The following is a 24,804-nucleotide window of genomic DNA, read 5'->3' as shown; positions in this document are numbered from 1 at the left end:
GCTCTGGACCGGATAGAACCGTTACCGTCGTCACGTTTGCTCATTTGTTTGCAAATTAATGAGCAAAGCATCTCACGCTTGAGCACGATCCGGGAAGGCGGCCTTCACCGGGGGCTTACGCTCGGCCTCCCCGCGTCTGGGGGCGAAAGCGTCGATTTCTAGTGGTTTCGCACCGCGCGCGAGCCCGCTCAATGGTTGGGGCAGATAAGCGTTCCGAGCGGCATTGACTCCGACGAGGCGGCAATCGCGGTGCCCGGGCGACTTCGATCAATGGGCTGATGACTAAACCATCTTCATTCGGGCAAACGGCGCCTCCAGAAACAACGCTCCCGCGCGAGGGCGACTTCAAGCCAATCAGATCGAAGCGCCCCGCATCTTCTTGCAGAAAACCGGCTGGATCCAGGTCGCGATCATCGGCCGATTGTCATCCAGGAGTTCACCTTCCGATCGATGACCGATCTTGCGGTCGCCATTCGCGTCACTTTGAATGAAGAGGGCACCCCGATGTGTTTCGGCATGGAATAACCCTTTGGATGCCGATCGGGGGTCCCAGTCGAACGCCGATTGACAACCGTGCCTGCTATCTTCCGTCAGCCGACTGTATCGAAATGCCGCCTTATCGTCACTTCATCGAATACGCCGCCGTCGAGCGCCGCCAACACCCGCGCAACAGGGCCGAACTGGAGTGGAGCTGACGCATGGGGCAGGCTTGGACGAACCCAGTCGGGAAGACAGCTACTTCTCAGACAAAGCCCACTCGAGCGGTTCGATCCAACTTACGAGACGACCTGCGGCACGTAAAATACACCCTTAATGCAAGCTGGGTTTACAATGCAAATCTGGACGTGAGACTTCTCGTAAAAAGCGGCAGTTCGGTAAAGGGGCCTGCCCTCGAAATACAAACCACGGAGACTATCGGCCTTTTGAATGCCTGCCGCAGCGCTCATATCGTGAAGCTGATTGATCACAGCGCAATCTAGCCGTTTAAGCAAAAGATCTTTGCCAACGTTTTTAGGCATAGGCTGCCTTTGCCGCGCAAGTCGCTTCTTTAATGCCGCATGGGCATACGCAATGGCTTCGATGCTGCTTTCGCTTAAAGTATCTATGCAAGTTCCAAGAGAAAGAACCGCACCTACAACAAAGGGCTTCTTTACCCTTCCCCTAGCCTGCTGTTCTTTGGCGAAGCTCCACGCACGATTGGGATTCGCTTCCCAAAAATATATACCAGGCCCCAACCAGTCGTAGTCGTTCGTGCTCGGCTTAAACTTTGCACCTTGGAGAAGACGTTTACCCACGCGCTCATCGCAGCCGTGATAAGCAAGGATCAGATTTGCATGCAAGCTGTGATACATGAACGAGAACCCTGACAATTATCAGGGTGTTCGGAATCGCTTCCGAACTGCGCCAGCTTTCACTTGCTTCTTCACGGATACAGTTACGGGCGATAGCTTGCCGTCGAAACCACGATAGCGCTTAATGGCACCAAGTTTGTCTTTCGTGACAGCTACAGGCTCAATCGCTCCATTCCGAACACGAACAACCACAACCTCATCGGGCACATCCTTGACGCTGTAAACGCCTTTCTGACGAACCATGGAATTGGGATCGACAAGCCGCTTCCATGCCCTTGTCTGGTTCTGAGCAACTTTCCGAGCTTGGGCTAAAGTGCCTTTCTTCGATTTGATGGCGTAAGACTTGTCTAACTTTCCTTTGCTGTCTACGACACCGATACGTTTAAGTACGGCGAGACTGGCTGCCTTACTTTCGTTTTTTGCGACCTTTAGTTGCGCCTCCAATTTTTGGAGGTCGGTTATTGTAAACGACATCTTAACCCCCTAGCTGGAGACACGGTGCTAACCGGCAGGTCACATATCTAATGCCAGATATGGCGTACTGCCAATGGTTTCATGCCAATTATTGAATTTATCCGTACATGTGTTTTAGGGCGACGCGTCAATCATTTTTGAGGGGCCCGCTGCACTGAATGAGCGAAACTGACCGAAAAAGCACGGGGATGGAACAGGTGCGGAAGCCGCCGAAACGGAGCTGCGATTCTTCGGAAAGCCGCGACAATGCAGAGGCCCCTAGCCGGCCCAGCACCAAGTTGAACCTGCCATCGCGACCGGCCCAGCTGCATGAAGTCAGCAAAAGACGCACTGTCGAAGCGGCCTCGTTTTCAAGCCCGTCCTCCCGCAGCGCCCTTCTCAATCGGTGCTACAGTGGCGTGAGGTCGGCGATGGCGCGCAGATCCTGCGAGACAAGGTCAAGGAAGGCGAGACCACCAACGACCTCTTTGCGTTCCTGACGACGGAGGCGAATGCCGAGTCTTCGCCATCCACCTGAGGCGATGCCGGTGATCCTGAGACGCCCCAAGAGGTCGAGATCGGATGACGGCTCCCGCGGATGAAGCCTTCAAACGGCCGCGTCCCCTTCCGGTTGGGTCATTGAAGATCGTCGCGCGCGACGCGAAGGAAGACGCAGCGCCCGCGACTTAGTCCACAGAGCGCCGCGCAGCACGTGGACAAGCCTCAGCCTGGTGACCGTTTGGCGTCAAAACGTCACAGCGCTTGAGCCACTGGATTCGGAAGACCTCATCGACAACTGTACTATCTTTTTCCAACATCTTTTCAAAGATGGTCCCCAATTGTCCTGGGTGAGGCTTAATTCTGCGGAAGCCGGCGATGAACATGCGATGACGATTTTCCTCGGATAGCGTCGCGAGTTCTCTGATGGCATCCGAGCGAGCGAAAGCCTCAGCAGCGCGAGCAGATGACAGGACCAAGGGCGAGTTAGCGTCTGTCGCGTCGATCATTGCAGCAGTTAACCAAATGCCTCCTTCGATCGCGATATCGGCAATGAGAAAGCTACTGATGAAGAAGTCCCTGTGCATGACGAAAGCTTGACCTGTCGTTAGAGAGATAGCGAAAGGTATCGAATGGTTCGAGGTGCGGCCAACCCGCCCTGGCACGCATCGGCGCAACAGCAACGCAGATGTAAGCTGAGGGCTTCGGGCGGTCCAACAATGCAGTGGCCGCCAAAAATCGGCCCCATAGCTATGCTCAACGGTCGGCGGAAGCCCGGGACGTGAATGCCGTATCTCTCCATGGTCTTCTCCCTCATTAAAGACGCTGCAATTAGCAATCGTAGCCGTGGCTCGCGAGCAATCCGAACACTGCATCGGCCTCCCAACAGCCGTGGCGGTTCAGCATCAGCGCGACGTCCTGCAGGAAAAGCTCAAGCAAAAGTTCGAGGGTAAGGGCGCCGTGCGACGAACTCTTTCTCCGCCTGTTGTAGGAGATGAACTCCTCGACCGACGCCCACGTCTCCGTTGTCACCTCACAAGTGCGACATGCTTTTTCATGAAACTCTCCTCTGCCGATGAGAGCCCCATACAAAAATGAATTCTTGGGAGTCAAGCCAAGAATGATCTAACACGTTGATAAATCACTCGAATCCTTGAAAACTTGAACCGCACTAATTCGAATCCTTGAGCAAGACTTTCGAATCCTTCATTGCAGCCGAGATAGAAAACACAGACGCACGAGAGCGCGCACTGCCAAACGAGCGCTTCCGGCCGCCGGCTTTTGATGGAAATGAAAAGCGCGGTGGCCTCGATCAAGATATTGACGGTTCATGAGGATCGCGCTCGACCGACCCAACGCGGGTACGGGACCACGATTTGACCCTTTCGACGATAGAAGCAGCACCTTCGTACAGTTGCCTTTCGGGTACAAAGCGGGCATGACGGCGGAGCTCCGCAATGAAACGATGTCCATCTAGACCAAGTGAATGTGCAGCCAACTCAATGCGGCGCGCAGCCCTGGCCACGAGGCCTAAATTCATCTCTTTTTGAACTTGCGGCAATTCGACGAAGCCAGACCTGACGAACCGCAGCCGATCTTCAACGTAATCGGCAACATTCACTTTTTCCCTATATCGACGCGCTTCACTAAATAGCCGTTCGAGCAGCACCGACTTGGTCGGTGGCACAGTCGGATCCGCTTGATCCGTACGGCATATGCCGTCCAGCCTCGCACTTTCGACCACGATCCGTACGTCGTTTCGGTGGCGTGTCAACGCCACATAGGTTTCGCGAGCGTCAGTTGCGCCCGGAACGTAGTATACGGTCGCGGCAGCGGTGCGACCTTGAACGGAATAAGCTGATCCAGCTACCGAATGAACGATTTTTGGAACGCCTGCCTGGTGGCTGCGCCTGCGAGCCGCAAAGCCGGACCATGCATCCTCCACCACGCGGCCATCTTCGAGACGGATTGCAAGGCGAACTGATCCATCGCCACTTGGGAACAACTGTTCAACCGTCCCACGGGTACCATTCCGAACTTCATGGCGGGGGAGCGTTTCGCTGAAGCGAATGCGATCGCCGATAGCAAGCGGAAGCTGAACGATCTCTCCATCACGGTCGATCGCGGGCAGGGCAATGTCCGGGCCCTGGATTTTCCTTTCCTCGCGTAGAATTTCGCGGGCGGCGAGGTTGAGCGAGACGGCATCGCGATTGCGACGCGTCACGACGATGACGTCATCGCCATGGAATCGCCGAAGATCCTGCCAAGTCTTTATCGCAAGGGCCTCCGCAGCTTCGCGGCCCGCCACCATCTCGATGCGGTCCTCCTCGGCATAGGCGCGTAGGCCAGCCTCCGAGTCGCCCTGTGCCATGGCGACAGACGCCGCGCGCTGCCAATCCACCGCTTGGCGCCGAACGCCTCTCAGGGTCGAGCTGCGCTCGATAGTGTCGGCAATCGCCCTGAGCGCACTGCCTCCTGCTACCGAGGCAAGCTGGCGGCGATCGCCACAGAGCAATATTTTTGCAGAACCGTCCCCTAAGGCATTCGAAGGCACATGGCCGGTGCAAGCTTTGAAGATTGCCGCCATGTCGCGCATTCCTACCATCCCCGCCTCATCGACGATCACCAGTGTCTTGTCGTCGGGTGGACGCCGCTTCCCTACGTCGATTTCATGCCGAAACCGCGCGATCGCAATAGCCTCGATTCCGGTTGAACGCGACAATTCATCCGCCGCAACCCAGGAAGGCGCCAATCCTACGATGGTGAGACCCGACCTCTTGGCGGCATCCAGGACTACTTTTGCCAGGGTGGTCTTACCCGTCCCCGCGCCCGCCTCGAGCACGCACGTCGGATCTTGCGACGTCACTTCTCGAATCGCTTCATGTTGTTCTTCCGAGACGATTGAAGCGTGCTTCAATGCGGCCTCTATGGCCTCCGGCTTGAACCACGATCCCCGCTGCCGTTCCCCTGCGAGGCGGAGCAGCGTTGCTTCTTCCGCAGCGAGGCCGGCCGTGGTCCAATCCTGGGGTAACGCATCCCGGTCCAGCCGAACAAGTTTTCCCGATGCTGCATGCTGCGCGAGTCCTGCATAGACGCTTTCGATGCTGCCTCCCTGAAGGCTTGCTTCGGCCAAGGCCCGTTGCAGCAGTTCCTTGCGCGTCGCGACGCTTTCGGTGCGGAAGATTTCCGAAGCTGCCAGTGCCACGGGCGTATCTCCAGGGACTTCCGGCGGATCAAACTCGTAGTCGCGCAAAGCTCCGCGGTGCGGGCCAAGCTTCCGTCCAGCAGCCAACGCAGCGCTCCACGGATCGATGCCGAACTCCGCGAGCTCCTGACGCCAACGGCGTTCCAACTCATCCCCGGTCGGCACGCTGGCCTTGTCGCCTCGGGTCGCAAGCGCCGCGACCTCTTTCTCGGCTGCCGACGCGTCGCCTCGTACCACGGCTTTGATCTGCCGGGAGCGCTTCGAGAACTGTTCGATCAGCGCATCTGAAATGCCGGCAATTTCGAACTGGCCCCGACCCGCGGCCCTGACGGAAAATCCCATCGCAACCAATTTTTCCGAGAGCGTCGTCCGAAAGGCCGCCCCAAGGACGACCTGCCAAGCGTAGACCTGCCGTGGCTCGATGGTGAGGTACTTCTTTGGATCGTTCGACGACCGCGCGCTGTTTAATAATATGCAATGCGTATGACAGGCGGGGTCCCCTTCTCGCGACGTGAAGTGCGGGAATTTAGCCACCATGATGTCGCTGGGCGCTTCGCGCAGCCGGCCACCGGCGCCCAGCCGGACCTCGATGAGACGCTCGTCGGCCACCATTTGCAATGCCTGGTCGACGGCGTCTCGCTGAATCGTCTCCAAGATGACCCGCTGTTCGGGAGTGCCTGCGGCCCAAAGGATTCCGAAGCTCTTCGGCGTAGAAAACGTGATGTCCCATCCGGCGCGGTGACGTTCGCCGGCGCCTCGTACCAAGCTCTTGCCGGTGCGCGGATCAATGCCCGCGCATAGGTCCCGGAACGTCTCCTTGTCGATAGATGAACCATTCCGAACGACGCTGGATGATGTCGACCACCAAGTCCCATTGACGTCGTCACGAGCATACTAGTTGTCCCGGAGCCGCGGGCTCGCCTCACGGTTGGGATCTTCGGTGTAGTAAGCGCCCGCTCCGCGGCCACATCCGAGCGCATGCAGGCTCGCCGTCACCTGTCATTCCCCGGGCATATTTTCTTGCGCAGCGCTCAAGCGGCCGACCAGTCGTGCAAGTTCGATCAGCGCCTCATCTACGTCGTTCTGGCGTTGAAGAAGCACGCGGTAGCGCAACGCGGTCTCGAACTGCTGGCGAAGGCAATCATTGACGATATCCTCGGCCGTCACGTTATTTGTGCTGGCCGCACTAACGACCGCTGCGGCGAGGTCGGCCGCGATCTCGATGCTGAAACGAACCGTCTTCGCAGTAGTCATCTGGATCTCTGCCTGGGGCATTGTCGAAGTCGAAGCAAAGATGGAGCCGAGCGAAGCGATCGGCAATGGCGGCTCTTACTTTTCGGCGCTTTCCGCTCGGTTGGCAGCTTCAGTGCGTGGGGTGTGCAAAGAACTTTAGTTGGCCTTCTGTTGGGCTGCGAATGGGCATGTTGGCATCTGTTGGTTCGAGTTGGTATCGTTGGTATTCCACAAAACGGCACGTTGCATCTGCCTCGAGCTTCTTAGGCTATGCCGCTCCTGAACGAAAAATTCTCGATCGCTTCTCGTCGGCGTCTGCAACGTCTGGGTAGGAAGCGGCGTCGGCGCGACAAAGATGTCACCTTCGGTCGGGAAACGCGCTGAGCGGGGCTTCGTGGCGGGCCTGAGGGGCTGCGCCAGACGTGCCCCCCGCGCGTTCTGCGAGCGGATCGACGATCCGATCGACGGCCGCCCGGCGCCCTGGCGTTGCGTCGATAGCGTCCCCATGTCGCGAACATGCGTGTTGATGCAAAACGCTTGCTGGAAGATTGCACTGCCGCCCAGACGAATCGGGCTGCTTCCACTTGCGCGCACCGAAACACCGGGGCGACGGCGATCATCGAGCCCATTCTTCCGCTGATCCGCGAATTGCGCGAGCAGAACTTCAGCTGGGCGGCGATCGCCTCTGCGTTGGCGAAACAGGGCGTTGTGCAAGGCGGCGATCGCCAACCGATCACGGCGCGCCGGCTGACCGCACTCATTTCAGCAATCGACAAACGCGAGCAGCGACGCAAGACGCATATGTCCGATCGCGCCAAACGACGAGACCTCGTGCCGCTACCGGCGAGCTCTCGAACGATTGCGTTGTCGGCCGACCTGGATCGAACGATCGTACCGGCAGCTGACGTGACCGACAACGAGGCGGCCCTCAGGCACCAGGAATTCGAAAACCGCGTTCGGTCGCTGCTCAAGGACGATCCGCCATGAAGAAAATGCTGTTCATCACGGCCGCCGAGGGCGGCCCTGGCAAGACCCTAGTCCCGCACCGTTGCCGGCAAGCGCCCACACGCTGGCACCATCGACCAATGTTCGGCGGCTTGCGGCCACAGCGACCGAAAGTGAAGCGACCGTTTCGCATCAAGAATCCGATGGCCGCGTGCCGGCGCTACTGAAAGGAGTAAGCAATGACGAAGGCAATGCTGATCATCCAGGACAAGGGCGGCGTGGGCAAGACGCTCGCTGCGCGCGGATTGGCGGAGGTTGTCCCCGCGGCCCCGCTGATCGAAGTCGATTCCAGCCAGCGCATGCTCGAGCTCGGCAAGCGGGTCAAGTTCTTCCAGATGCGAGCGGACCGCGAAGCGATCGAACGCACCGGCGGAGCCGCGGCCCGCGCGGAGTTCGATCCGGTGATCGATGCCATCGCCTCGGCAACGCTGCCGACCATCGTCGACGTCGGCGCGAACACCGGCGCATCTTTGTTGACGGTGATCGCCGACTTGGGCGAGGATTTCAGCGCCGCCGGCATCGAGTTCGGCGTCCTCGTCGTCACGACGGCCGAGCCCGGCGCCCTGGCCTGCGTTCCCAAGCTGCTCGCGATCGCGGAACACTTCGCTGCGGCGCGCTTCGTCATCGAGAACCGAGTCGCGGGCGAGCTCGACCCAAGAATGCTCGCGAAGATCGCCGCCGACACGACATTGGCCTGTCTGAGGAATCAAGTCCTTGACGAACAGGCAGCGGCGATCCTGCAGGCTGGCGGCCTGGCGTCCATCCAGAAGCTCGATGCAAAAGCGCTGAACGCCAAGTTCGGCATCGCCCAGGGTAGCCGGATCCGCCGCGATCTCGCCCGCGTCCGCCTCGACGTGATGCAGGCCGTGCGCCCCGCCGCGGAATGGCTGGTCGCATGAGCAAGTTCCTTGATCTCGCGTCGAAATTGACCGCGCGATTGTCAGATGACAAGTCGGCGCCGCCGAGGCCGCGGACGCCGGACCTCCGTGCCCGCGCGCTCGCAAAAACTTCCCTGCGTGCCGCGGCGGCCGAAGCACTCCGGCAGGCGCAGCAGGACGCCGTTAGCGCTGAGCAGGACGTCGTCCGCGTCAGCCAAGCCCACTTGGCGAGGCTGATGGTGTCCCCTCCGCGCAACCGGATGGCTCATTTGAACGATTCGGAACTGACTTCCGCCGATCGCGACGCACTCGCGAACTCGGTCCGGTCGGCTCTGCCGGCTTCGTTCCGGCTCAGATTTCCCGGGTGGCGCCCGACCGGAGCGTTGCGCGGGCTCAAGCTGCGCTGCGGCTACAAGTGCATCACGCCGCTGATCGCGTTGGTTACCTTCGCCGTGGCTACCACCTTCGCCTGGCGCAACACCGGCACCCGTCTCGTCGGCTCGGACGACACCTGGATCGTCGATTGGCGCCTTCCGGATGGCGCAATCCTGCACGGCGCCTGGAACGCGCGCATTCCGACAGTCGCCATGCGCGCAAAAAATGGAACAGTGGTCCTGCGCCTTTGGCTGAACGGCCGAGGCTACGCGACGACGGAAGTCGACGAGCATTGGCTGTTGGATCATAGCTTTACTTACGTCGTCGCCCCGACCGGCGCCACGGCGGTGGCGAGTCCCGCGAATCGCTGATCATCATGGCGGTTCTTGAACAGCCGCACCGGCCGCTTGGCGTAACGGCGGCTATTGGCGAAAAGGATCAGTTCGTCGGATGGAAGTCGCCCGAGCTCTTCCGCGGTCATCAGCCTCAACGCACGCGTTGTCTCGGAAGTGCTATCACCGCCCTTCAACTTGTCGCTCATCTTCGTTACTTCAAATGCTGAATAGTCGCCCAATGCCCTCGACCAGTATTCTCTCTCGTCCGGGTCAACCATCGTTGGATCGGAAAGGGTGACGAATTCTGACGACCGAATCAACGTCGCCGCGTCATCTTCACCATAGACGGAGATTAGCTGCGACCTATCCTGCCAAAATGTCCATAGCGACGCGCCGTAGCCGGGGAGTTCTCCGGCTGCGGAAACCAGCTCACGGCTTTTGCCTAACGTCCTCGCTTCATCCACAAAGATGATCAATCGCTTGGTCACTCGATTGCGCCGGATCGCGACGAACAATTCAATGAGCATCCATCGGACAAACGGGGCTAGTGGCTCAAGATCTTCCGTCGGCAGACTTATAAATAAATCCACATCCCCGTGGCAGAGATCTGTCATCGAGAATGTGCTCTCAGAGGTCAAAGCCTGCAACCGCTCGTCGTCGCACCACTGAAACGCCTGTTGCGCAGTCGACAAGATAGGGTCTCTCGTCTTGGCGTCCATGGCGAGCAGCTTTCGTACCCGGCTCGCAGTGGTACCTTTGATGGCTTCGAGAGCCTCGCCAAGCCTATCGCCATCTGACAATAGTTCGGACACGGCCAGCGGCGTCGGATTCCCGCGCCGGTGGGCAGCGAGGAAAGCCGCTACGACGAGATCCGTGGCTCTGTTCTGGAAATACGCATTTTCTTCCGAGACGGAGGCCGGCAGGAGGGTTCGCGCCACGCGCTGCAGGTAGACGATGTTCGCGGGATTGAGGTCCGCAAGGGGATTCCAACGATCGGTGCCCCCTGCCAAGGCCATCGGGTCTAGGCAACGTACAATCCTTCCCAATGCGCGGCGCCGCTCAACGACGGCCTGATACGCTTGCGCTTTGGGATCAAGGACCACGGCCGGCCCGCTCCAGGAATCCTTATCGGGCTGCAGTAGGTTTGGTATGAGCAATCCCGAGGTTTTGCGGGTCCGCGGGGGAGCAATTGTCAATAAATTTCCTTCGACCGCGACGCGAATTGGGGCACCCGTTTCGGCATCGATGCCGAATTCCACGCCTTTCCTCATCGCCTTGCGTTCGCGGCGAATGGCCCAGCGCGCTTCGCCGTGCGGCGCATTTGGATCCCTCCTCGGCCCAGCTTTCCGCGATGGCGCCGTCATCAACAGCGCTATCGGAGCGGCAACGAGAGCGAGAAGCTGCACAAGCCCCCCTCCTGCGAACGCCGGGGATTTGCTTTCGGCCATTTCAGCAAGTGCCGTTAGGTTCGGAAGTCCATAGGAATGCAACCACCCCGCGACCCACTGCGACGGCGTAAGCGCTGCAGACGGCCACAACGTCGGGTCTATTCCGTGCGTGACCGCCGCGGCGCAGGGGTAGCCAACTAGTATCGCGAGAATCGTCACCAAAGCTATGCCAAAGTTTCGCAATAGCATCCCCCTCTCCCTACCGTCATTGAACGTAAGCTTAGGCCGGATTGTCGCCGCGCCAGTTTTTAGTCATACGCTCCTGCCAGAGGCGATCGAGCTCGTTCGAAAATTCGGCGTGGAATTCGGCCATGGCGCGCCGAGCGACGTTCCAGCTCGCAGCATAGCGATCGTCAGCGTCGAAATTGTTCATCAACCAAGCGATGCGCGCCTCAAGCGACCAGCTGTTAACGACGGCGACAGTGAGCGGTTTTGCCGACATGGCGTCATTATGCGGCTTCTGACTGTCGAGGACATCGTACCAAAGGCCCTCGAGTACGACCGACGGCGCGGCTACGCGACCGCTCGCAATAAAATTGGCCGCAGAATCGATAACGCATTTCGCAATTTCCGTAAGCATCGTATCCTCCAGCAAATTCTGATCAAGACTAGTCCGAGATGGTGCGCATCGAGATCGACCGCAAGCTATGTCGAGCGTGAGATAGCCCTCCCTTCGGCTCAGGGTGCCATCATTTTCGGCGCTCAAAAGTTGACAAAGCCACGCGCCACATAGCTCTCTGAGGGGTCGCGCTGACCGCAGACCCGCGCAAACTTTTTTTACGCTGCTCGAGAAAGTAGGCGATAGCCACGAGCGCAATCGCCCCGCAAGCGCCTCAGCGGGGCCTTCCAACGCCATTTTCACTATCTCCGGGAATAACGCCGCAATCTAAGCCGCGGTGCGTTCGTGGAAGACAGGCTGAACAGAATTGGGACCTTGCGCAACAGAGCTCCCGAGATTGGCACTCGCGCACATCTAGGCGCCAAGTCCTCAATCGCATGCTTTAATGCGTCGGCGCGCCTTTGCTCTCGGTCTTCTCTACGAGCACGCCGCCTTACTTGGCGCCCGTTCTACCGAAGTTGACGAAATCCGACTGGAGCTGTTAATGGCCGCCGCAGAATGCGGGCACCTTATCACGTATGTGAAGCAGAGGATCCCTTAGGAACACCCCTGACAAGAACACAGGGGTAAGTGTAAACTTGCCTTTCGTCTTGAGGCCCACCGCGGCCGATTGCAAAGGATGATCTTCGACATATCCGACCTTCTGCGATATCGTCGCCTGTCTCAGTTTAGAGGTATTATGATCAAAGTAAGTTTTCATTTCGGAAGGCCGGTTAAGCCGAACATACCAATCAAGAATTTAACAATCGTGATGAAGCCGCTTGAGGCTCAGATACGCAAGATGTTTCTTGAAAGTCAGTTGAAAGCAGATGTTAGTGTTGTTGAACTGGTCATAGGAGAGCCGGGTCAATTCGCCAGCGGAAACCTTAACGTCGCGAGAACTGTCTTTGAGGCGGTACCGAGCCTTCAGCAGGTCAGAGTGACCTGGGACGGGCTTGCGAGCCTGTGGCTTGCAACGTTTGCCGTGCTGCGTTTGGGCAGTCGATCATTTCATGCACGGCGTAATGGTCAGTCCAGCCTCCCTGAAGACGACGATCTAAAAGCCGCAATTAAAGCGATTGAAATCTCGCAGTTACTCACCAAAACGGAGTTGCGAGAATGGCCCGCGGGCGTCCCCTTTCCGACCCCGACGCCAGCTACGGATGAAGAAGATCAAGTTCGCCGGCTTTTTTTAGGCAGCCTAGATTTCATTTTGTCACATGAACGGGCCCACCTGTTTCTCGGACATCAAGCTACCGACACCGTCGATATAATGAAGGCCAACGAATTCGCTGCCGATAAGCAGGCCGCTGTTTGGCTCAAAGGCATGAGGCAAGCAGATCCAAATCGGAGTGCCGGAGCGACGCCTACGTCAGAAGAGCTAGAGCTTGAGGGGTGGGCACTACGGGCAGGAATTGCTCTGATTTGGATTGCTCTCTTTGAACACCACAACGGACAATCGAGCTCCGATCATCCCGAGATCTCGACGAGGTTCGACAAGGTCCTCCAGATTTTCGGCCTGAGCGACGATTCGGGTGCCTCCGAAATCCTGTCTGATACGATCAAAGCTTGGCTTGACCGGCTAGGCGATTGGGACTTGGGAAAAGATCCAGCTAAGGCAACAGCGCGAGCCGCCCTTGATGAGGCGGTATGGATACTCCATTCTAGGCTCGCTCCCACTGGCTCATGATTTCTCACACCGCAGGACTCAGTGTCAGTCTTCAAAACCTGTGGATTCCGCTTTGAACCTGAGTTGTCTAGCGTTGTCCCTGACCACGCTTACATCATTTTCCGAAAACCCTTCTTCGGCCACTGCCTCGATCTCCAGAGTCAGCCTCACCTTGGCTCCCTGAGCACGCTGTAGTTCCATGACGATGGCATTTAAGATGGCATCGAAGGCCTTTACCGGCCGCACCATGTCGAGCTCCACCGAGCCATAGAACCGGCGAGCCTTGCGAGGCTGGGTTGTGGACGGTGTGTGAACAGTTGCAACTGGCGATTCTCCAGGCGCCGCGGACGCTCCTGCGGGCGCCGTTTGTCCAGCGGCAGCGCCTTCAGCGAGTTGCTTCTTTGTTGCAGCGTCGCTGATCAGCATCGCTGTTGCAGGGAACGGCTGCGGCGGATCCTTTGCCCATAACAACCCTTGATATTTACCACTCCCCTCATCGAACCCGTCGGCGTATCCGAATTGGGGATCCAATTTTGCAACGGCGTCTCTGATCGACGTCTCCAATACAACACGATCACGCAGTTTCGGCAGGTAGACGTAGGAAGAAAACCAATCCGCGAGCTCGGATATAGGCAGGTGATCCCGATCAATTGGCCAGATCGGCTTAAGCGCAAGCCAGAGTCGCTCGGTGCCCAATTTTTCCAGCACGATTCCATCCGCCTTAGCCTTGTCGTAGACAACAGACGGTATGGCTGCGCGATCTCGCGACGAGATTAGGCTATGCTCAAGCTCAAACGGCTTGCCGGCGATATCGCCTTTGACGGCGTAAAGAATGTGGCTCCACGCGGCACGAACCGCCTTCAGCGCAGAATCGCGATTTGTCCTCGCTTTGTCTTCCGCGTCCGCAATTTGCGACGTCGTCATCGCTTCGTGCAGACGCTTGTCGTCAACGATCTGCTTCCACGCCAAAGCCTTTCGCATAACGTCTCGGGCTGTCCCTAGATTTGCCTCGTCGGCCGCAACAAAAACAAGAGTATTACGAAAACGACGCTGGGAGGCCCGACAGCGCATTAGTGCGTCGCTCGCGGCATCAGTCGCTGCAGATTTCGAAGGGCCCTTTCCGGCATGCGAGCTTGCCGGTGCGAGCATGACAAGCGCCAATGCTTGTGCTTCATCCACTGTCACTGGGTCGTCTGGCGCCGCATGGACGCGATCAAATCCGCCCTTGGTTGCCGCATCCTTCCGGAGAAGATCAGCAATCGCCTCGTCAACGTCATGATCAGCCAACGCCTTAGCGCGATCATCCGCTAGTCGATTAAGCGTCGGCTGCGTCGAGAACCAATAGCGGCCGGCCTCCTCATAGAGATAAGTAGCACGCTCGCTCAGTTCACGAAGCGCCTCACCGAAAATGGCTAGTTGATCGCCAGGCTCGGCACAGGCAAGCCGAAGCCCTTGTCCCGTAAGCCCAGCATTTGGCTGACCTACCAAAGGTGCGGAGCATAGAAAGACGGCCCGGGCAGAACGAGTGGCGGCCCGTAGCTGCGAGATCCTTCGCGACGGATTCGACTCCATGCGGTTCGGTAATGAACCCTCGCCATCAACTTCCTTGTCAACCACGGACCCGAATTGGGGATCGAGCGGATATAGCACGCTCGCACGAACACGTTCATGAGCCACCGGAATGCGAGCCGGCGTAATCAGTGGGTCATGCGTCTGCGAAGGCCAGAGGACTCCCACGACATTTGCCATGAACCGGAGAACGCCTCGGGTTCGCTGAAATTTTTCGAGGCTGGCCCAATCTTTCGACAGCCTGTCAAACAACTCCGGGTGAATTGGATAGGATAAACGCAGCAGCTCCAAATATCGCTGTTCCTTCGCTTCGGGTGGAAATTCAGCTGCGTTCTTCTTGTAAAGCTCGTGAAACGCCTTCACGGTCTCTTCGCGCGCCTTCTCTCCATCGGCATCGAGCGCCTGGAACAGGCGACGGCGGATGATCTCATATGTTTCATCGCCAGAAGCCGGCAACCACGGTGACTGCACTCGACCAAATACTTTTTCAAGACGCCGCAGCGCAGCCTTTCCTCGTTCGCCGCCCGCCTCGGCGTCGCTTTCCGGCAGTGAACCTATAATCAGGATGCCGGGTACCATTTTTGCCGCCTCAGTCAGCGACTGAATAAACGACAAAAACGCCTCGAAGCGATCGTCGTCAAGCTGACGCGCGAACATAGTGAGCTCGTCGAGAAGGACAACGCTGGGACCAGCCAGCTTGAATACCTCGACCATAACGCGCGAACCGGGGCTCGTGCGGGCCGCCTCAGCCTCGGCAACCAGTGCAAGTCCCTTGTCGCCAGCAAGCCTCCACGCAATGTAGCCCCATACCGTGTGAACCCGAGGCCCCTCCTCTAGCTTCAAACTAATATCGGGACCGTCTGCAGAACCAACGAACACTGCAATCTTGGGCTTTGGCAGCCTGAGCGCGCCAGTCTCCTCCACAATCTTTCCAACGCCTGGCAAGCGGCTTGCGTCGCCGCCATCACTGAGATGGCGGGCTAAATGATATATCGCGAGCATAGTATGGGTCTTGCCACCACCGAACGAGGTCTGAAGCCCGATTACGGGGTCACCGCCCGTGTCACCCAACCGCTGCACGGCCGATGTCAGCACGCGGCTTAGCCCCTCCGTCAGGAAGGTGATCCCAAAGAAATTTGTTGGCGTTGCATAAGCATCGCTCGCATGGCCGGTGTCGACCGCGAAAAGATCGGCAGCGAACTCTGCTTCCTTAAATCGGTTAGCGATCACATCCGGATGCGGCAGCGCAACCTCAATCCAAGGCCTAAGTGCTTTGCCGGTTCGCTCTCCTTCAGAAGTCTGAGGCAGCGTCAACGTTGCTTGGGTGGACTTTGAAGATCCGGAAGACGCTATCATTATAGGGTCCGAGACGGGTGCTCTTGCTAGTCCGGACTGGCGTTGCGCGTCGTAAAGCTTTTTCAACTCCACAACCTCACTGGACGGCGCCTTCACCAGCTTTAGCAGCTGGTGCATCGCATCGATGTAACGCAACGCTTCGTCATCTTGCAGGCCGATCGCAAGGTGCGAGATGGCATTTCGCGCTTCGAGTGCCATCGAGGCAAAATTGCGAGCCTTATGTTTGTCATTTCGTCCAAAGGCGTCATCGAAAACCTCACGCCATCGGTCAATCATCGTCTTCACGAGACCATAGGCATCAAGGGGCGCGTTCGGTGCCCCGCCGGACGCGCGGCTCGCATAATTCAGCCAGTTTGCGCCGTGCGCCAGCTTCATGCGAGCTTCGACAAATGGTGTGAGGCCCTTTTGAAGATGGTAAAGCCCGCCCTGAACCCTTTGCAGGATTTCTTTTTCTGCCGACATTCGATCCTCCCGAACAATCAGAACATCTCAGCTTGCGCAGGAGCCGTCGAAGCCGCGCGGCTATCAGTGGCAGAAGCCAAACCTTCAAGCTTCGGCCACTCTTGGGCGAGTTCGTTGTAGATCAGCGCTTCGGCTGTCCAACCCTTTTTTGTGGCTATCTCAAAAAGCCGATATGCGAGCGCACGCGCTGGATCAGCTTTTGAACCCATTTGGCCAACCAATTTCGCCGCGGCCTCACCACCACCATCCTGTGCACTGAGCGCACGGGCGGTATGTTGAACGCATTCCCAAACAGTGAGACTCTTGTCAGACTCTGGATTCCAGTCGCGCGGTAGATCATTACGAACAGTGAGCCCCCCCTTGCCCTTCCCGTCCCAAAACACGCCGGAGGAAAACAGGATACCAAGTGAGACGTTCTTCGCGTTAGCGAGCGTAATCAACTCGCCAGAGGGCTTAGCTTCGAAGCCGTACGTAGCAAACCAGGCTAACGCTACCTGAGTTTCTGCGTCGAAATTAGTGTCGAGCTCGTTCTCGATCTCCTCCCACACCCGATTGATGAGCGCCAGGGCTGTCTTCACTGGCATAGCACTGTCATCATCTTCCAGCACCTTTGCATAACGCGTGAAAATCCCCATTCCTGGACCGATCACTGACTGTTCCATATCGACAGGTCCAACGCCCGCCTTGCGGATGTCATCAATAGCGTCGGGCATTTCGCGCTTTAGTGCCCGAACGAAGTCGGCACGGGTCACGACGAACGCGGATTGTTCGCGTTTGCGGCAAACGAGGACAATCGAAGAAGCGAGAGCGTTAGTGCCTTTCGCTATCATTCGATTGGACAATTCGGTGCGAACCGGCCAAGTGCCATCAACCCCAAGCCCTGCATCGACAACTGCTTGAAGGAACGACGCCCAACCTGCCGAGACAACGCCTTCCTTAGCCAATTCTGATTGCTTGAACGCATAGTAGATTGCGAGCGGCTCGTTATCTCTCGCAGCCTTTCCGATGGCGGTGAGAGCTTGGCCCATGCCCTTCATAAAGAAGGCCTCGGCTTCAACCTTTCCCCCATGCTGAAAAGACGTAGCGACTAGCTCCCCTTCTTTGGGAGTTGTGAGCCGCCTGAATAAGTCGGGCCACACCTCAGACAGCGCCTTCCTTAGCCAGACGTAGAAAAAATCAGACAAGATGGAATAAGCGATGTTGTCATAGTATGGAGGATCGGTAGAAATCACGATGGGCCGAATTGGATAATTATTCTTTGCGGCATCAAGTTGATCGATTTGACCAACACCGATTGCTGGCGCGGACTTCATTGCCTTGGTGAGGTTTTCTAGGCTTGTCGCAAAATCTCCTGCCGCACCGTTGAATATATTATTTTCTGCAAAATCCCATACCATCGCCATACCCTGGCGACTAAACAAGTTTCGGACCTGCGTTTTTGATGTTTCCCAACGACAAAGAGAATTCTGAATATCAGTCAGCCGGCCAACCCCAAGCCCTAGATAGGTTGCGATCGCGTCTGCGTATAACTGACTTTCGGCGCCGAGCAGTGCCGCGTCATGTTTGACTTTCTCTCTCGCCTCGATAACTAGCTCAGCGTAGGTGCTTAAAGCGACAATCTGACGGGAAGTAAAAAGGTGGCCCCAAGAACGCAAGCCATACGCCGAGCAAACACCGCCTGTGATCATCGCCCGAGTGGGCGTTGCTGCCGAAAGAAAGCTGGCCCGAGCATCTTCGACGATACGATCGTCTATTAGCGTTGACGCTGCATGCTCATGTGACGGGTTGGGAGCCAGATAGATTCGGCTGCGATCCTTTTCAACCACAACCGCCATCAGTCTCGTCCCTAGTCGGTCGCTTTTTCCTTCTGTTTGAATGTATTTTCGCTCAATGGGTGAGCCTGTAATTACACAAACGAAGGCTTCGCCCTTCGCCGATTTTGTGCCGAGTTCAAGTTTCTCTTCGTGCTCTTTTGAGAGTTTCCCCTCGCGCACCACAAAATAATAACCGTTCGGTGCAGCCGGATCGACTACTGGCTCAACCCATGCTTTCTTTCCTTCCTTAGTCGACAGCATGAAGGAGGAAACAAGCGGCACCATCGCACCCTTCGCCGCGGGATCGGGCGAGCGGACCGTGCGCGCCCACAACCAAGCTATGACAGTGGCTTCGGAGCCGTCTGGTAGTTTCGCTTTGGGGTAAAGGTGGCCTATTCGCTTCTCTGCCTCCTCCCTCATCCATTGGCCATAGTGCCGCACATCTTCGGCTAGACCCTGTGTACCCCTCCAGGCGCGTAGAGCACCATTTTTTGCTTCCTCGCGCGCCTTCGGATTGAGTGGCGATCGATTGGCGAATTTCGGCGGTATCTCCACTAGCGCCTTGCCAATAAGGACGGCGACCGGATTAAGATCTGAGCCATAGGCCCGTAGCCCGAGCCGTTGGGCCTCCAGCGGAATGGACCCACCACCGGAAAACGGATCATAAACAGGCGGAGCCTTGGTCTGAAGAAAATCCAGTACAGCCTTGCTATCGTCCTTCTGCGGGGGCTCCTCGCCTAGACCCCATGCGACGGAGCGCGCGATCTCCCATCGCGCTGCGTTCAGGATGGTCTCGTTGCTGGAAGCCTCCCACGGCACCATATCGGCGATGATCTTGTGGAGGCGTTTGCGTTCAGCCTCAATCTTTGCTTCGTCGTTATCGAACCGGTCGGGCCACGAGGATGGGTCATCCACCAGTTGCGCAAACAGCACCGCGCGGCACGCGGCCAATGGGCGCCGCGCCCACCATAAGTGCAAGGTTGAAGGATGACCGTGCCGGATCGACTTCTCCCGCGCCGAGGCGATATTGATCGCCTCCAACGGGATCGAAACCTCGATCAGCTTCTTTCTCACAGTATTGACCATTTGATCCGTAGCGCGATCGGTTGAGGCGGCAAGCGGCGAGTGCGGGTTAGCCTGCGGCGCCGGCGGTCCGTCTGCAGCACGAACAATCGCAGACGCGCGCCCCTGGATGGCCTCTATGGGCTCGCCAAACAAGAGGAAGTCCGGAATATCCAGCGGTAATACATCAAGAACCTGTTCTGGTTTCTGGTAAACGTCCTGTCGAAGCTCCATCAAAAGCCGCCCAAGGACGTTCATGCCAACCAGAACGTCGATGTCGAGCGGCTTAGCTCCCCAGAAGTCGTCTTTGCGCGACTCCTCCACTATTGGACGGTCGCCCGTCGATCGAAGGAGGCGCGCGAAATTCGAGTAGTTCTGAGCCAACTTTACGCGTAGGCACCAGCGCATGATCTTGACTCGCACCCTATCCCAATCAGGACGCGTGTCATCGCGATAGGGCTTGGTCTTCATCTTCGCCGTCATCGGGCTGGTCTGCTCGATGACAAGGCGTTGCACTTCCGGTCGATGGGGGAACCGGCAGGCTTGATACAGCGCTTCGGAGGTCAGAATTCGTACACCATTGACGCGCAGTGGAAATCCGCCAGCCATGTTCGAGAGTCCGCCATAGGCTTCCTTCGTTTTGAGGAAGACGACGGACGAACTTCGCTCGTACTCTCGGAATTTCGATTGCGGCGCGTGTTCAATCTTCAAAATCAGGCTCCGCCGTAAGTCTTCCGCGGCACAAGGGGGCGCCAATTGCTGAAAGGGTGGCCCTTGTGGGCGTCCGGATCGCCCCACCAAAGAGCCAGAGGCGCATTGTTCGGACAGTTGCGATACGTCACAATCGTCGAGCCAAACCCGACCCCGAAGGGGCCAAATCCTAATGGTCGCAAGATTGCCTTCGGATTGGCAGAGAATCCCCGAATCTTCATTCCTGCCCGAAGGAGCGCTTGTTCGAGCGCATTTCGGCCCGCCTCGCCCGAAAAGATCTTGCTGTTGCCGCCAGCGGCACGAGCTTCAAAGGGGAATTTCCCCGCAGCGTACTCCATGGCTTCGTCAGGCAGGCTAGTTGGCCAGAGGACGTCCGCGTCGTTTTTGTGAGCTTTCCGATTTTCCAGCTCTAACGATCTCCACACATGCAGCGTAATGTTCTTGCTGCCGGCGGCAGCAACCTTCTTAAGGCGGTCCCCCAACTTCCAACTTCCAAATGCGTGTAGCGCCATGACAATCACGTGGAGGGTTGCCGTCGCGGGAGCGACGTCTCGAATCCAGGCTTCAAGATCGTTACCCGCACGACTGCCAGTAAAAATGACGTCGTCGAGGTACACGTAAACATCACCTCCTCCGCAATCCTTCGTTTTAATGCCGTGTTGGGTGTTTAGACTTTCGTCGAATAGCCCCAACATATCCGTTTGGCTCTCGCCGTTTTCCTGGATACGCAGGAAATTGACGTTTTTCCAGAAAGTCTTGGGACTGGACCCGGCTAATTTATCGTTCGATATCAATGATTTAATAAAGCCAGCGGCATTTTTTTTGGTGAAATATGTCTTGTCGAGGACGTGTGCCGTCTCAGACAACACAGCTGCCCGGTCCTGCGCTGGAAACTGAGCAAGCCATAGTTCAACGTGATTCGCGTTGGGTCGGCAGATTTCTCCGTCCCGATAATCGGCGATGATGTTCGCAACGGCCTCTAATAGCTTCGTATTGTTTGTCATCTTGCCCCCTATTCCCGAAGGAGAGCGCAACGGTGTTGACGACGCAAGGTTGAAATCGCCGCTTGGGGGAAGCCAGTAGATCAGATCTCAGTCCGGCCGGGACCCTAGTGAGAGTAGGTCTGAGATGTTGAATACAACTGCGGTCTCGCCGAACCCAAGCTCCCGAGTGAAGAATTTCCGAACGTAGACCGGCTCCCTTGCAAATCCGCCGTCAACTTGGACTATCGCCAAAATGAACGCTTCAGCCGCGTTCAAGGAGGCCAGTATCTCGTTCTTGGTCAGAATTACTTCGCGACCGTCCGTCTGCCTACCCTTCACCTCGATGAAGCGCAGATGCCCGGCCTTCAGGTTTCGGCTCTCGATATCCCAGCCCTTTTTCGCTGCCGACACGTCCCGCGGTTCATGGCCAAGCGCCCGCTCTGCCACGAATACAGCCTCCATAGCTAGGCGCTCGGTCTCAGCACGGGCGATGGGATCCTCACAGAACCCATCCGCCTTGACCGTAGGCGGGGGTTCAATTGTCCTTGCCTTGAGGAGCCCACCCGGAACTACCAGTGCAGCGCCCTTTAAGACAGGTGGTAGGGCCGATATCTGGCGTTCCCGGTCCAGTTCGCCTTGGCGCCTGTGTAGGCGCTCCACAAGGCGCGCAGCAGTCGCCTCGGCGTTCTGTGCGTTGATGCGCTGCTCCTTCCCGGCGCGCTCCTCTTCCCGCAGACGTGCTGCCCGGGCGTCCCAATAATTAATTTCGCGGTTGAGCCGGGCACGCACTTCGCGCTCGACCTTGTCGATCTCAGTTATACGGCGCGTCCTTATTTCTGCCAGATGCTCTGGCACCAGCTCCCGCACTGCATATCCGAGTGCTTGGGCCTCGACGTTCCCGGAAAGCCATTGCGCTGATACCGCGTCGGCCGCAACCGATCGCTCCTCCGCCGTGATCGGTCGGAAGTCGAGGTATGGGGCCGGCCCGCCGTCCATAGCGGAGCCGTCTTCCTTCATGAATATGAACTGAAGGCGTTGCGAAACGGCCCGTGGTTCGCCTGAGCGAGTTGTGCGCGCATCGCGAACCGCATGTTCGAGATAGACCAGAAGACGCGGCTCTTCTCCTTGGTCCGCATCGTCGACCAGCACGCTCCCCTGAGACAACAGCGGCTGGAACCGTTCGAGTACTACATCCACCAGGGCTTCTAAGAGCGGGTGACCGGGGGCAACGAGTTCGGCTTGCGGTTGACCAATAACGAGGTTCTTTTCGAAGGTGATCCGGGCGTAGCGGTCCAGTACAGGATCGGTTCGACCGATCAGTCGATCTCGCTCCTTAAGGATCGACGGCACCCGAAGTATCTCAAAGCGCCCCTTTTCTCTCTCGGTGATGCGACCACCGAGCATCGTGAACGCCTCGCGAAAGAAGGCTCCGATGAAATGGGGCTGCAGGCGGCGTGCCTGCGCCCTCTCCATCTGTTCGCGTATCTCAGCAACGGAGCTAGGGTTCATACCCTCGGACGTGAGCTTGCGCTCAGCAACCAGCTTTTCGATCGTTTCCACGTCGACTACGCCGTCGACCTTACGGAAGAGCTCGGCCTTCTTTTCAGGCCGGTCGCCATAGCGGATCGCATCGACGAGGAGATCGCGGAGAGCGTGACCTTCGAAGAGTTCTCCAAGCACGTCATAGACTTTACCGCCAAGAGCGGCGCGCGCTTCTTCAAGTTTTTCGAGTAGGCGCCGATAGACCTCGCCCTCGCGGGTATTTGCGGCACATAGATTCCATAGATGGCAAACCTCGGTTTGACCAATGCGATGGATACGTCCGAAGCGCTGTTCGAGCCGGTTGGGATTCCACGGCAAATCGTAGTTAATCATCAAATGCGCGCCTCGCTGAAGGTTTACGCCTTCGCCGGCGGCGTCGTTCGCGATCATCACGCGAACGAGCGGATCAGAATTGAACGCCGCGATGGCCGCGCGCCGGGCCTCGCGAGCAATGCCGCCGTGAATCACAACAACCGCAGCCGGCTCCCCTACCCTCGCCGTAATCTTCTGCTGCAAATATTCGAGCGTGTCCTTTGGCTCAGTAAAGATGATGACCTTCCGCCGCAGGCCCGTGGTGGAATCCAGCATCAGCGGCTCATCTAGGATCGACTCTAGCTCGCGCCATTTTGCATCCTGACCGGAGAGCTTTAGACGGAGCGCGCGCTCCTCAAGATCCCTTAGGATGATGATTTCAGCCTCCAGTTCGGCCAACGTAGCGGCGGCGGTCGCCTGATCCACAATCTGCTCTTCGGCTTCCTCAGCTTCGTTGCCAGGAACCTCGTCGAGATCGTCGGGATCATAGGGCGGGAGAACAGGCGCATGGCTCAGCGGTGCGGAGCCGGTCCGCCGCATGAGTTTCTCTTCCCGTAGCCGTTCTTCGAGTTTCTTCCGGCGGCGTTCAAGCGAACGGTGAATAGCTGCGGGAGACGAAGCAAGGCGCCGTTGCAGAATCTGCAGGGCGAATCCCACATTGGACCTGCGCTTATCATCTCCGCTGCGATCCGCGCGATTCATCTCTTCGCGCACGTAGGTCGTGACTGCCTGATAAAGATCGTTCTCAACCGGGGATAACGCGTAGCTGGCGGTATACGCCCGACGCTCAGGGAAAAGCGGCGTGCCATCGAAGCGGTAGAGTTCTTCTTTCGTCATCCGCCGCATCATGTCGGAGACGTCGGCTTTGTGAATGCCTTCCCGAAACCTGCCTTCAAAACGATCCGCGTCAAGTAGGCCCATGAAGAGTTGAAAATCCGCCTCCTTGCCGTTGTGAGGGGTTGCCGACATGAGCAAAAGATTGCGGGTACGGGTGCCGAGTAACTTGCCAAGTTTGTAGCGGCGCGTTTCCTTTACCTCTCCGCCAAAATAGGAGGCGGCCATCCGATGGGCTTCGTCGCAGATGATCAGATCCCAATCAGGCGCCGCGTCAAGCTTGGCTTTAAGCTCATCTGAACGTGCAGCCATATCCAGTCGAACGATCAGCCGATTCTTTTCGATGAACGGGTTGCCCGTGACCGATGCCTCGATTTGTTCACGCGTCAGCAGGTCGAAATTCAATCCGAATTTCTCAGCCAATTCCTCTTGCCACTGCTCGACCAAACTACCCGGTGCAACGATCATGCAGCGTTCCAGGTCGCCGCGTATAAGCAGTTCCTTGATCAGCAGACCCGCCATGATGGTCTTGCCGGCGCCGGGATCGTCGGCCAGCAAGAATCTCAAAGGTTGCCGCGGAAGCATCTCGCCATAAACAGCTGTGATTTGGTGAGGTAGCGCCTCGATCTGGGACGCGCTGATGGCAAGGTAAGGGTCGAACAGGTGAGCCAGCCGAATCCGATATGCCTCCGACGCCAGGCGCAAAAGGCCGCCGTCCGCATCGAAAGCATAAGCCCTACCGGCACTTACGAACTCGAAACTCGTTTCTTCGCCCCTGTAGACAAGACGCTCTGCGACTTTTCCATCGACTCGAAAAACTAGATTGATCGCATCATTGCCAAACTTTGAAACGGAAACGACCTCGGCGATACCAGTGGGGTCGAGACCTCGCAAGCGAGCCCCGGGCTTAATTTCCTCAAACGTATGCATCAACCTACCCCCCTACGATAATTGTTCGCCGATTGGCCGTAGCACTGCGATCGTGATGAAGTACGGACCCGCCAATCGAGCGGCTCGCGGACGGCCCAGCGTCTGAGCCGGCCGCACCTGCAGCAATGCCGAACGTAAAGTTCACACTCATGATTCGAAGCTCGATTAGCTGTGGACAGC

Annotated in this window: 15 protein-coding genes and 2 pseudogenes; 5 read left to right on the top strand and 12 right to left on the bottom strand. The window is 57.6% G+C overall.

Annotated elements, in window-relative coordinates; all coding sequences use genetic code 11:
* Positions 1 to 776 precede the first annotated feature (776 nt).
* Together IVA80_RS29495 and IVA80_RS29490 are read right to left on the bottom strand one after the other, a co-directional pair.
* The gene (locus tag IVA80_RS29495; protein ID WP_247438154.1) at positions 777 to 1,352 is read right to left on the bottom strand and encodes a hypothetical protein; all 576 of its coding nucleotides are present in this window, start codon (positions 1,350 to 1,352) and stop codon (positions 777 to 779) included.
* A gap of 21 nt (positions 1,353 to 1,373) precedes the next feature.
* Complete coding sequence (locus IVA80_RS29490) at positions 1,374 to 1,826, bottom strand: hypothetical protein (RefSeq protein ID WP_247438152.1); 453 nt, start codon at positions 1,824 to 1,826, stop codon at positions 1,374 to 1,376.
* Between the two features lie 433 nt (positions 1,827 to 2,259).
* Between IVA80_RS29490 and IVA80_RS29485 the strand changes: the two are divergent.
* Positions 2,260 to 2,495 (top strand): annotated as a pseudogene (locus tag IVA80_RS29485) (SOS response-associated peptidase); the annotation flags it as partial.
* Here the strand turns inward: IVA80_RS29485 and IVA80_RS29480 are convergent.
* The 4 genes and pseudogenes from IVA80_RS29480 to IVA80_RS29470 form a co-directional block, all read right to left on the bottom strand.
* Complete coding sequence (locus IVA80_RS29480) at positions 2,492 to 2,890, bottom strand: hypothetical protein (RefSeq protein ID WP_247438150.1); 399 nt, start codon at positions 2,888 to 2,890, stop codon at positions 2,492 to 2,494. The pseudogene IVA80_RS29485 and the gene IVA80_RS29480 sit on opposite strands and share 4 nt — an antisense overlap.
* A 725-nt stretch (positions 2,891 to 3,615) precedes the next feature.
* Positions 3,616 to 5,508: an AAA family ATPase gene (locus IVA80_RS38155; protein ID WP_346348032.1), complete on the bottom strand. Its 1,893-nt coding sequence runs from the start codon at positions 5,506 to 5,508 to the stop codon at positions 3,616 to 3,618.
* Between the two features lie 123 nt (positions 5,509 to 5,631).
* Positions 5,632 to 6,390: pseudogene (gene mobF / locus IVA80_RS38150) on the bottom strand (MobF family relaxase); the annotation flags it as partial.
* A gap of 117 nt (positions 6,391 to 6,507) precedes the next feature.
* Positions 6,508 to 6,828: a hypothetical protein gene (locus tag IVA80_RS29470; protein ID WP_247438149.1), complete on the bottom strand. Its 321-nt coding sequence runs from the start codon at positions 6,826 to 6,828 to the stop codon at positions 6,508 to 6,510.
* A gap of 429 nt (positions 6,829 to 7,257) precedes the next feature.
* Between IVA80_RS29470 and IVA80_RS29465 the strand changes: the two genes are divergently transcribed.
* The 3 genes from IVA80_RS29465 (at position 7,258) to IVA80_RS29455 (ending at position 9,370) form a co-directional block, all read left to right on the top strand.
* Positions 7,258 to 7,728 carry a hypothetical protein gene (locus tag IVA80_RS29465; protein WP_247438148.1) on the top strand — a complete coding sequence of 157 codons (471 nt, stop codon included), beginning with the start codon at positions 7,258 to 7,260 and terminating at the stop codon, positions 7,726 to 7,728.
* Positions 7,729 to 7,925: 197 nt separating this feature from the next.
* A complete protein-coding gene (locus IVA80_RS29460) occupies positions 7,926 to 8,645 on the top strand; it encodes a hypothetical protein (RefSeq protein ID WP_247438147.1) in 720 nt (239 codons plus the stop codon).
* 26 nt (positions 8,646 to 8,671) lie between these two features.
* Positions 8,672 to 9,370 carry a hypothetical protein gene (locus IVA80_RS29455; protein ID WP_247438146.1) on the top strand — a complete coding sequence of 233 codons (699 nt, stop codon included), beginning with the start codon at positions 8,672 to 8,674 and terminating at the stop codon, positions 9,368 to 9,370.
* On the opposite strand, the gene IVA80_RS29450 is transcribed toward IVA80_RS29455, so the two are convergent.
* Positions 9,316 to 10,740 (bottom strand): type IV secretory system conjugative DNA transfer family protein, encoded by a 1,425-nt coding sequence (locus tag IVA80_RS29450; RefSeq protein WP_247438145.1) that lies wholly within the window; start codon positions 10,738 to 10,740, stop codon positions 9,316 to 9,318. The genes IVA80_RS29455 and IVA80_RS29450 overlap by 55 nt on opposite strands.
* Positions 10,741 to 11,002: 262 nt before the next feature.
* Positions 11,003 to 11,377: a hypothetical protein gene (locus tag IVA80_RS29445; protein WP_247438144.1), complete on the bottom strand. Its 375-nt coding sequence runs from the start codon at positions 11,375 to 11,377 to the stop codon at positions 11,003 to 11,005.
* 643 nt (positions 11,378 to 12,020) lie between these two features.
* Here IVA80_RS29445 and IVA80_RS29440 point away from each other — a divergent pair.
* On the top strand, positions 12,021 to 13,070 hold the full coding sequence (locus IVA80_RS29440; protein WP_247438143.1) for a phage exclusion protein Lit family protein: 1,050 nt from the start codon (positions 12,021 to 12,023) through the stop codon (positions 13,068 to 13,070).
* A 24-nt stretch (positions 13,071 to 13,094) separates the two neighbouring features.
* On the opposite strand, the gene IVA80_RS29435 is transcribed toward IVA80_RS29440, so the two are convergent.
* From IVA80_RS29435 to IVA80_RS29420, 4 genes are all read right to left on the bottom strand, one after another.
* Positions 13,095 to 16,436, bottom strand: a complete 3,342-nt coding sequence (locus tag IVA80_RS29435; protein ID WP_247438142.1) for a DUF499 domain-containing protein — start codon at positions 16,434 to 16,436, stop codon at positions 13,095 to 13,097.
* Positions 16,437 to 16,453: 17 nt separating this feature from the next.
* Positions 16,454 to 20,023 carry a DUF1156 domain-containing protein gene (locus IVA80_RS29430; RefSeq protein ID WP_247438141.1) on the bottom strand — a complete coding sequence of 1,190 codons (3,570 nt, stop codon included), beginning with the start codon at positions 20,021 to 20,023 and terminating at the stop codon, positions 16,454 to 16,456.
* A 2-nt stretch (positions 20,024 to 20,025) separates the two neighbouring features.
* Positions 20,026 to 21,027 (bottom strand): hypothetical protein, encoded by a 1,002-nt coding sequence (locus tag IVA80_RS29425; RefSeq protein WP_247438139.1) that lies wholly within the window; start codon positions 21,025 to 21,027, stop codon positions 20,026 to 20,028.
* Between the two features lie 87 nt (positions 21,028 to 21,114).
* Positions 21,115 to 24,624 (bottom strand): helicase-related protein, encoded by a 3,510-nt coding sequence (locus IVA80_RS29420; protein ID WP_247438137.1) that lies wholly within the window; start codon positions 24,622 to 24,624, stop codon positions 21,115 to 21,117.
* Between the last annotated feature and the right edge of the window lie 180 nt (positions 24,625 to 24,804).

It is taken from the genome of Bradyrhizobium sp. 139, from assembly GCF_023074175.1.
Taxonomy (GTDB): Bacteria; Pseudomonadota; Alphaproteobacteria; order Rhizobiales; family Xanthobacteraceae; genus Bradyrhizobium.
Note: the sequence above shows the minus strand (reverse complement) of the source record. Positions and strands in the feature narration are given on the sequence as shown.

What these genes read in the sequence shown, in the direction of transcription:
- IVA80_RS29440 (WP_247438143.1), top strand. Translation starts at nt 12,021, where the DNA reads ATGATCTTCGACATATCCGACCTTCTGCGATATCGTCGCCTGTCTCAG.
- IVA80_RS29420 (WP_247438137.1), bottom strand. Translation starts at nt 24,624, where the DNA reads ATGCATACGTTTGAGGAAATTAAGCCCGGGGCTCGCTTGCGAGGTCTC.
- IVA80_RS29495 (WP_247438154.1), bottom strand. Translation starts at nt 1,352, where the DNA reads ATGTATCACAGCTTGCATGCAAATCTGATCCTTGCTTATCACGGCTGC.
- IVA80_RS29465 (WP_247438148.1), top strand. Translation starts at nt 7,258, where the DNA reads ATGCGTGTTGATGCAAAACGCTTGCTGGAAGATTGCACTGCCGCCCAG.
- IVA80_RS29435 (WP_247438142.1), bottom strand. Translation starts at nt 16,436, where the DNA reads ATGTCGGCAGAAAAAGAAATCCTGCAAAGGGTTCAGGGCGGGCTTTAC.
- IVA80_RS29425 (WP_247438139.1), bottom strand. Translation starts at nt 21,027, where the DNA reads ATGACAAACAATACGAAGCTATTAGAGGCCGTTGCGAACATCATCGCC.
- IVA80_RS29480 (WP_247438150.1), bottom strand. Translation starts at nt 2,890, where the DNA reads ATGCACAGGGACTTCTTCATCAGTAGCTTTCTCATTGCCGATATCGCG.
- IVA80_RS29490 (WP_247438152.1), bottom strand. Translation starts at nt 1,826, where the DNA reads ATGTCGTTTACAATAACCGACCTCCAAAAATTGGAGGCGCAACTAAAG.
- IVA80_RS29460 (WP_247438147.1), top strand. Translation starts at nt 7,926, where the DNA reads ATGACGAAGGCAATGCTGATCATCCAGGACAAGGGCGGCGTGGGCAAG.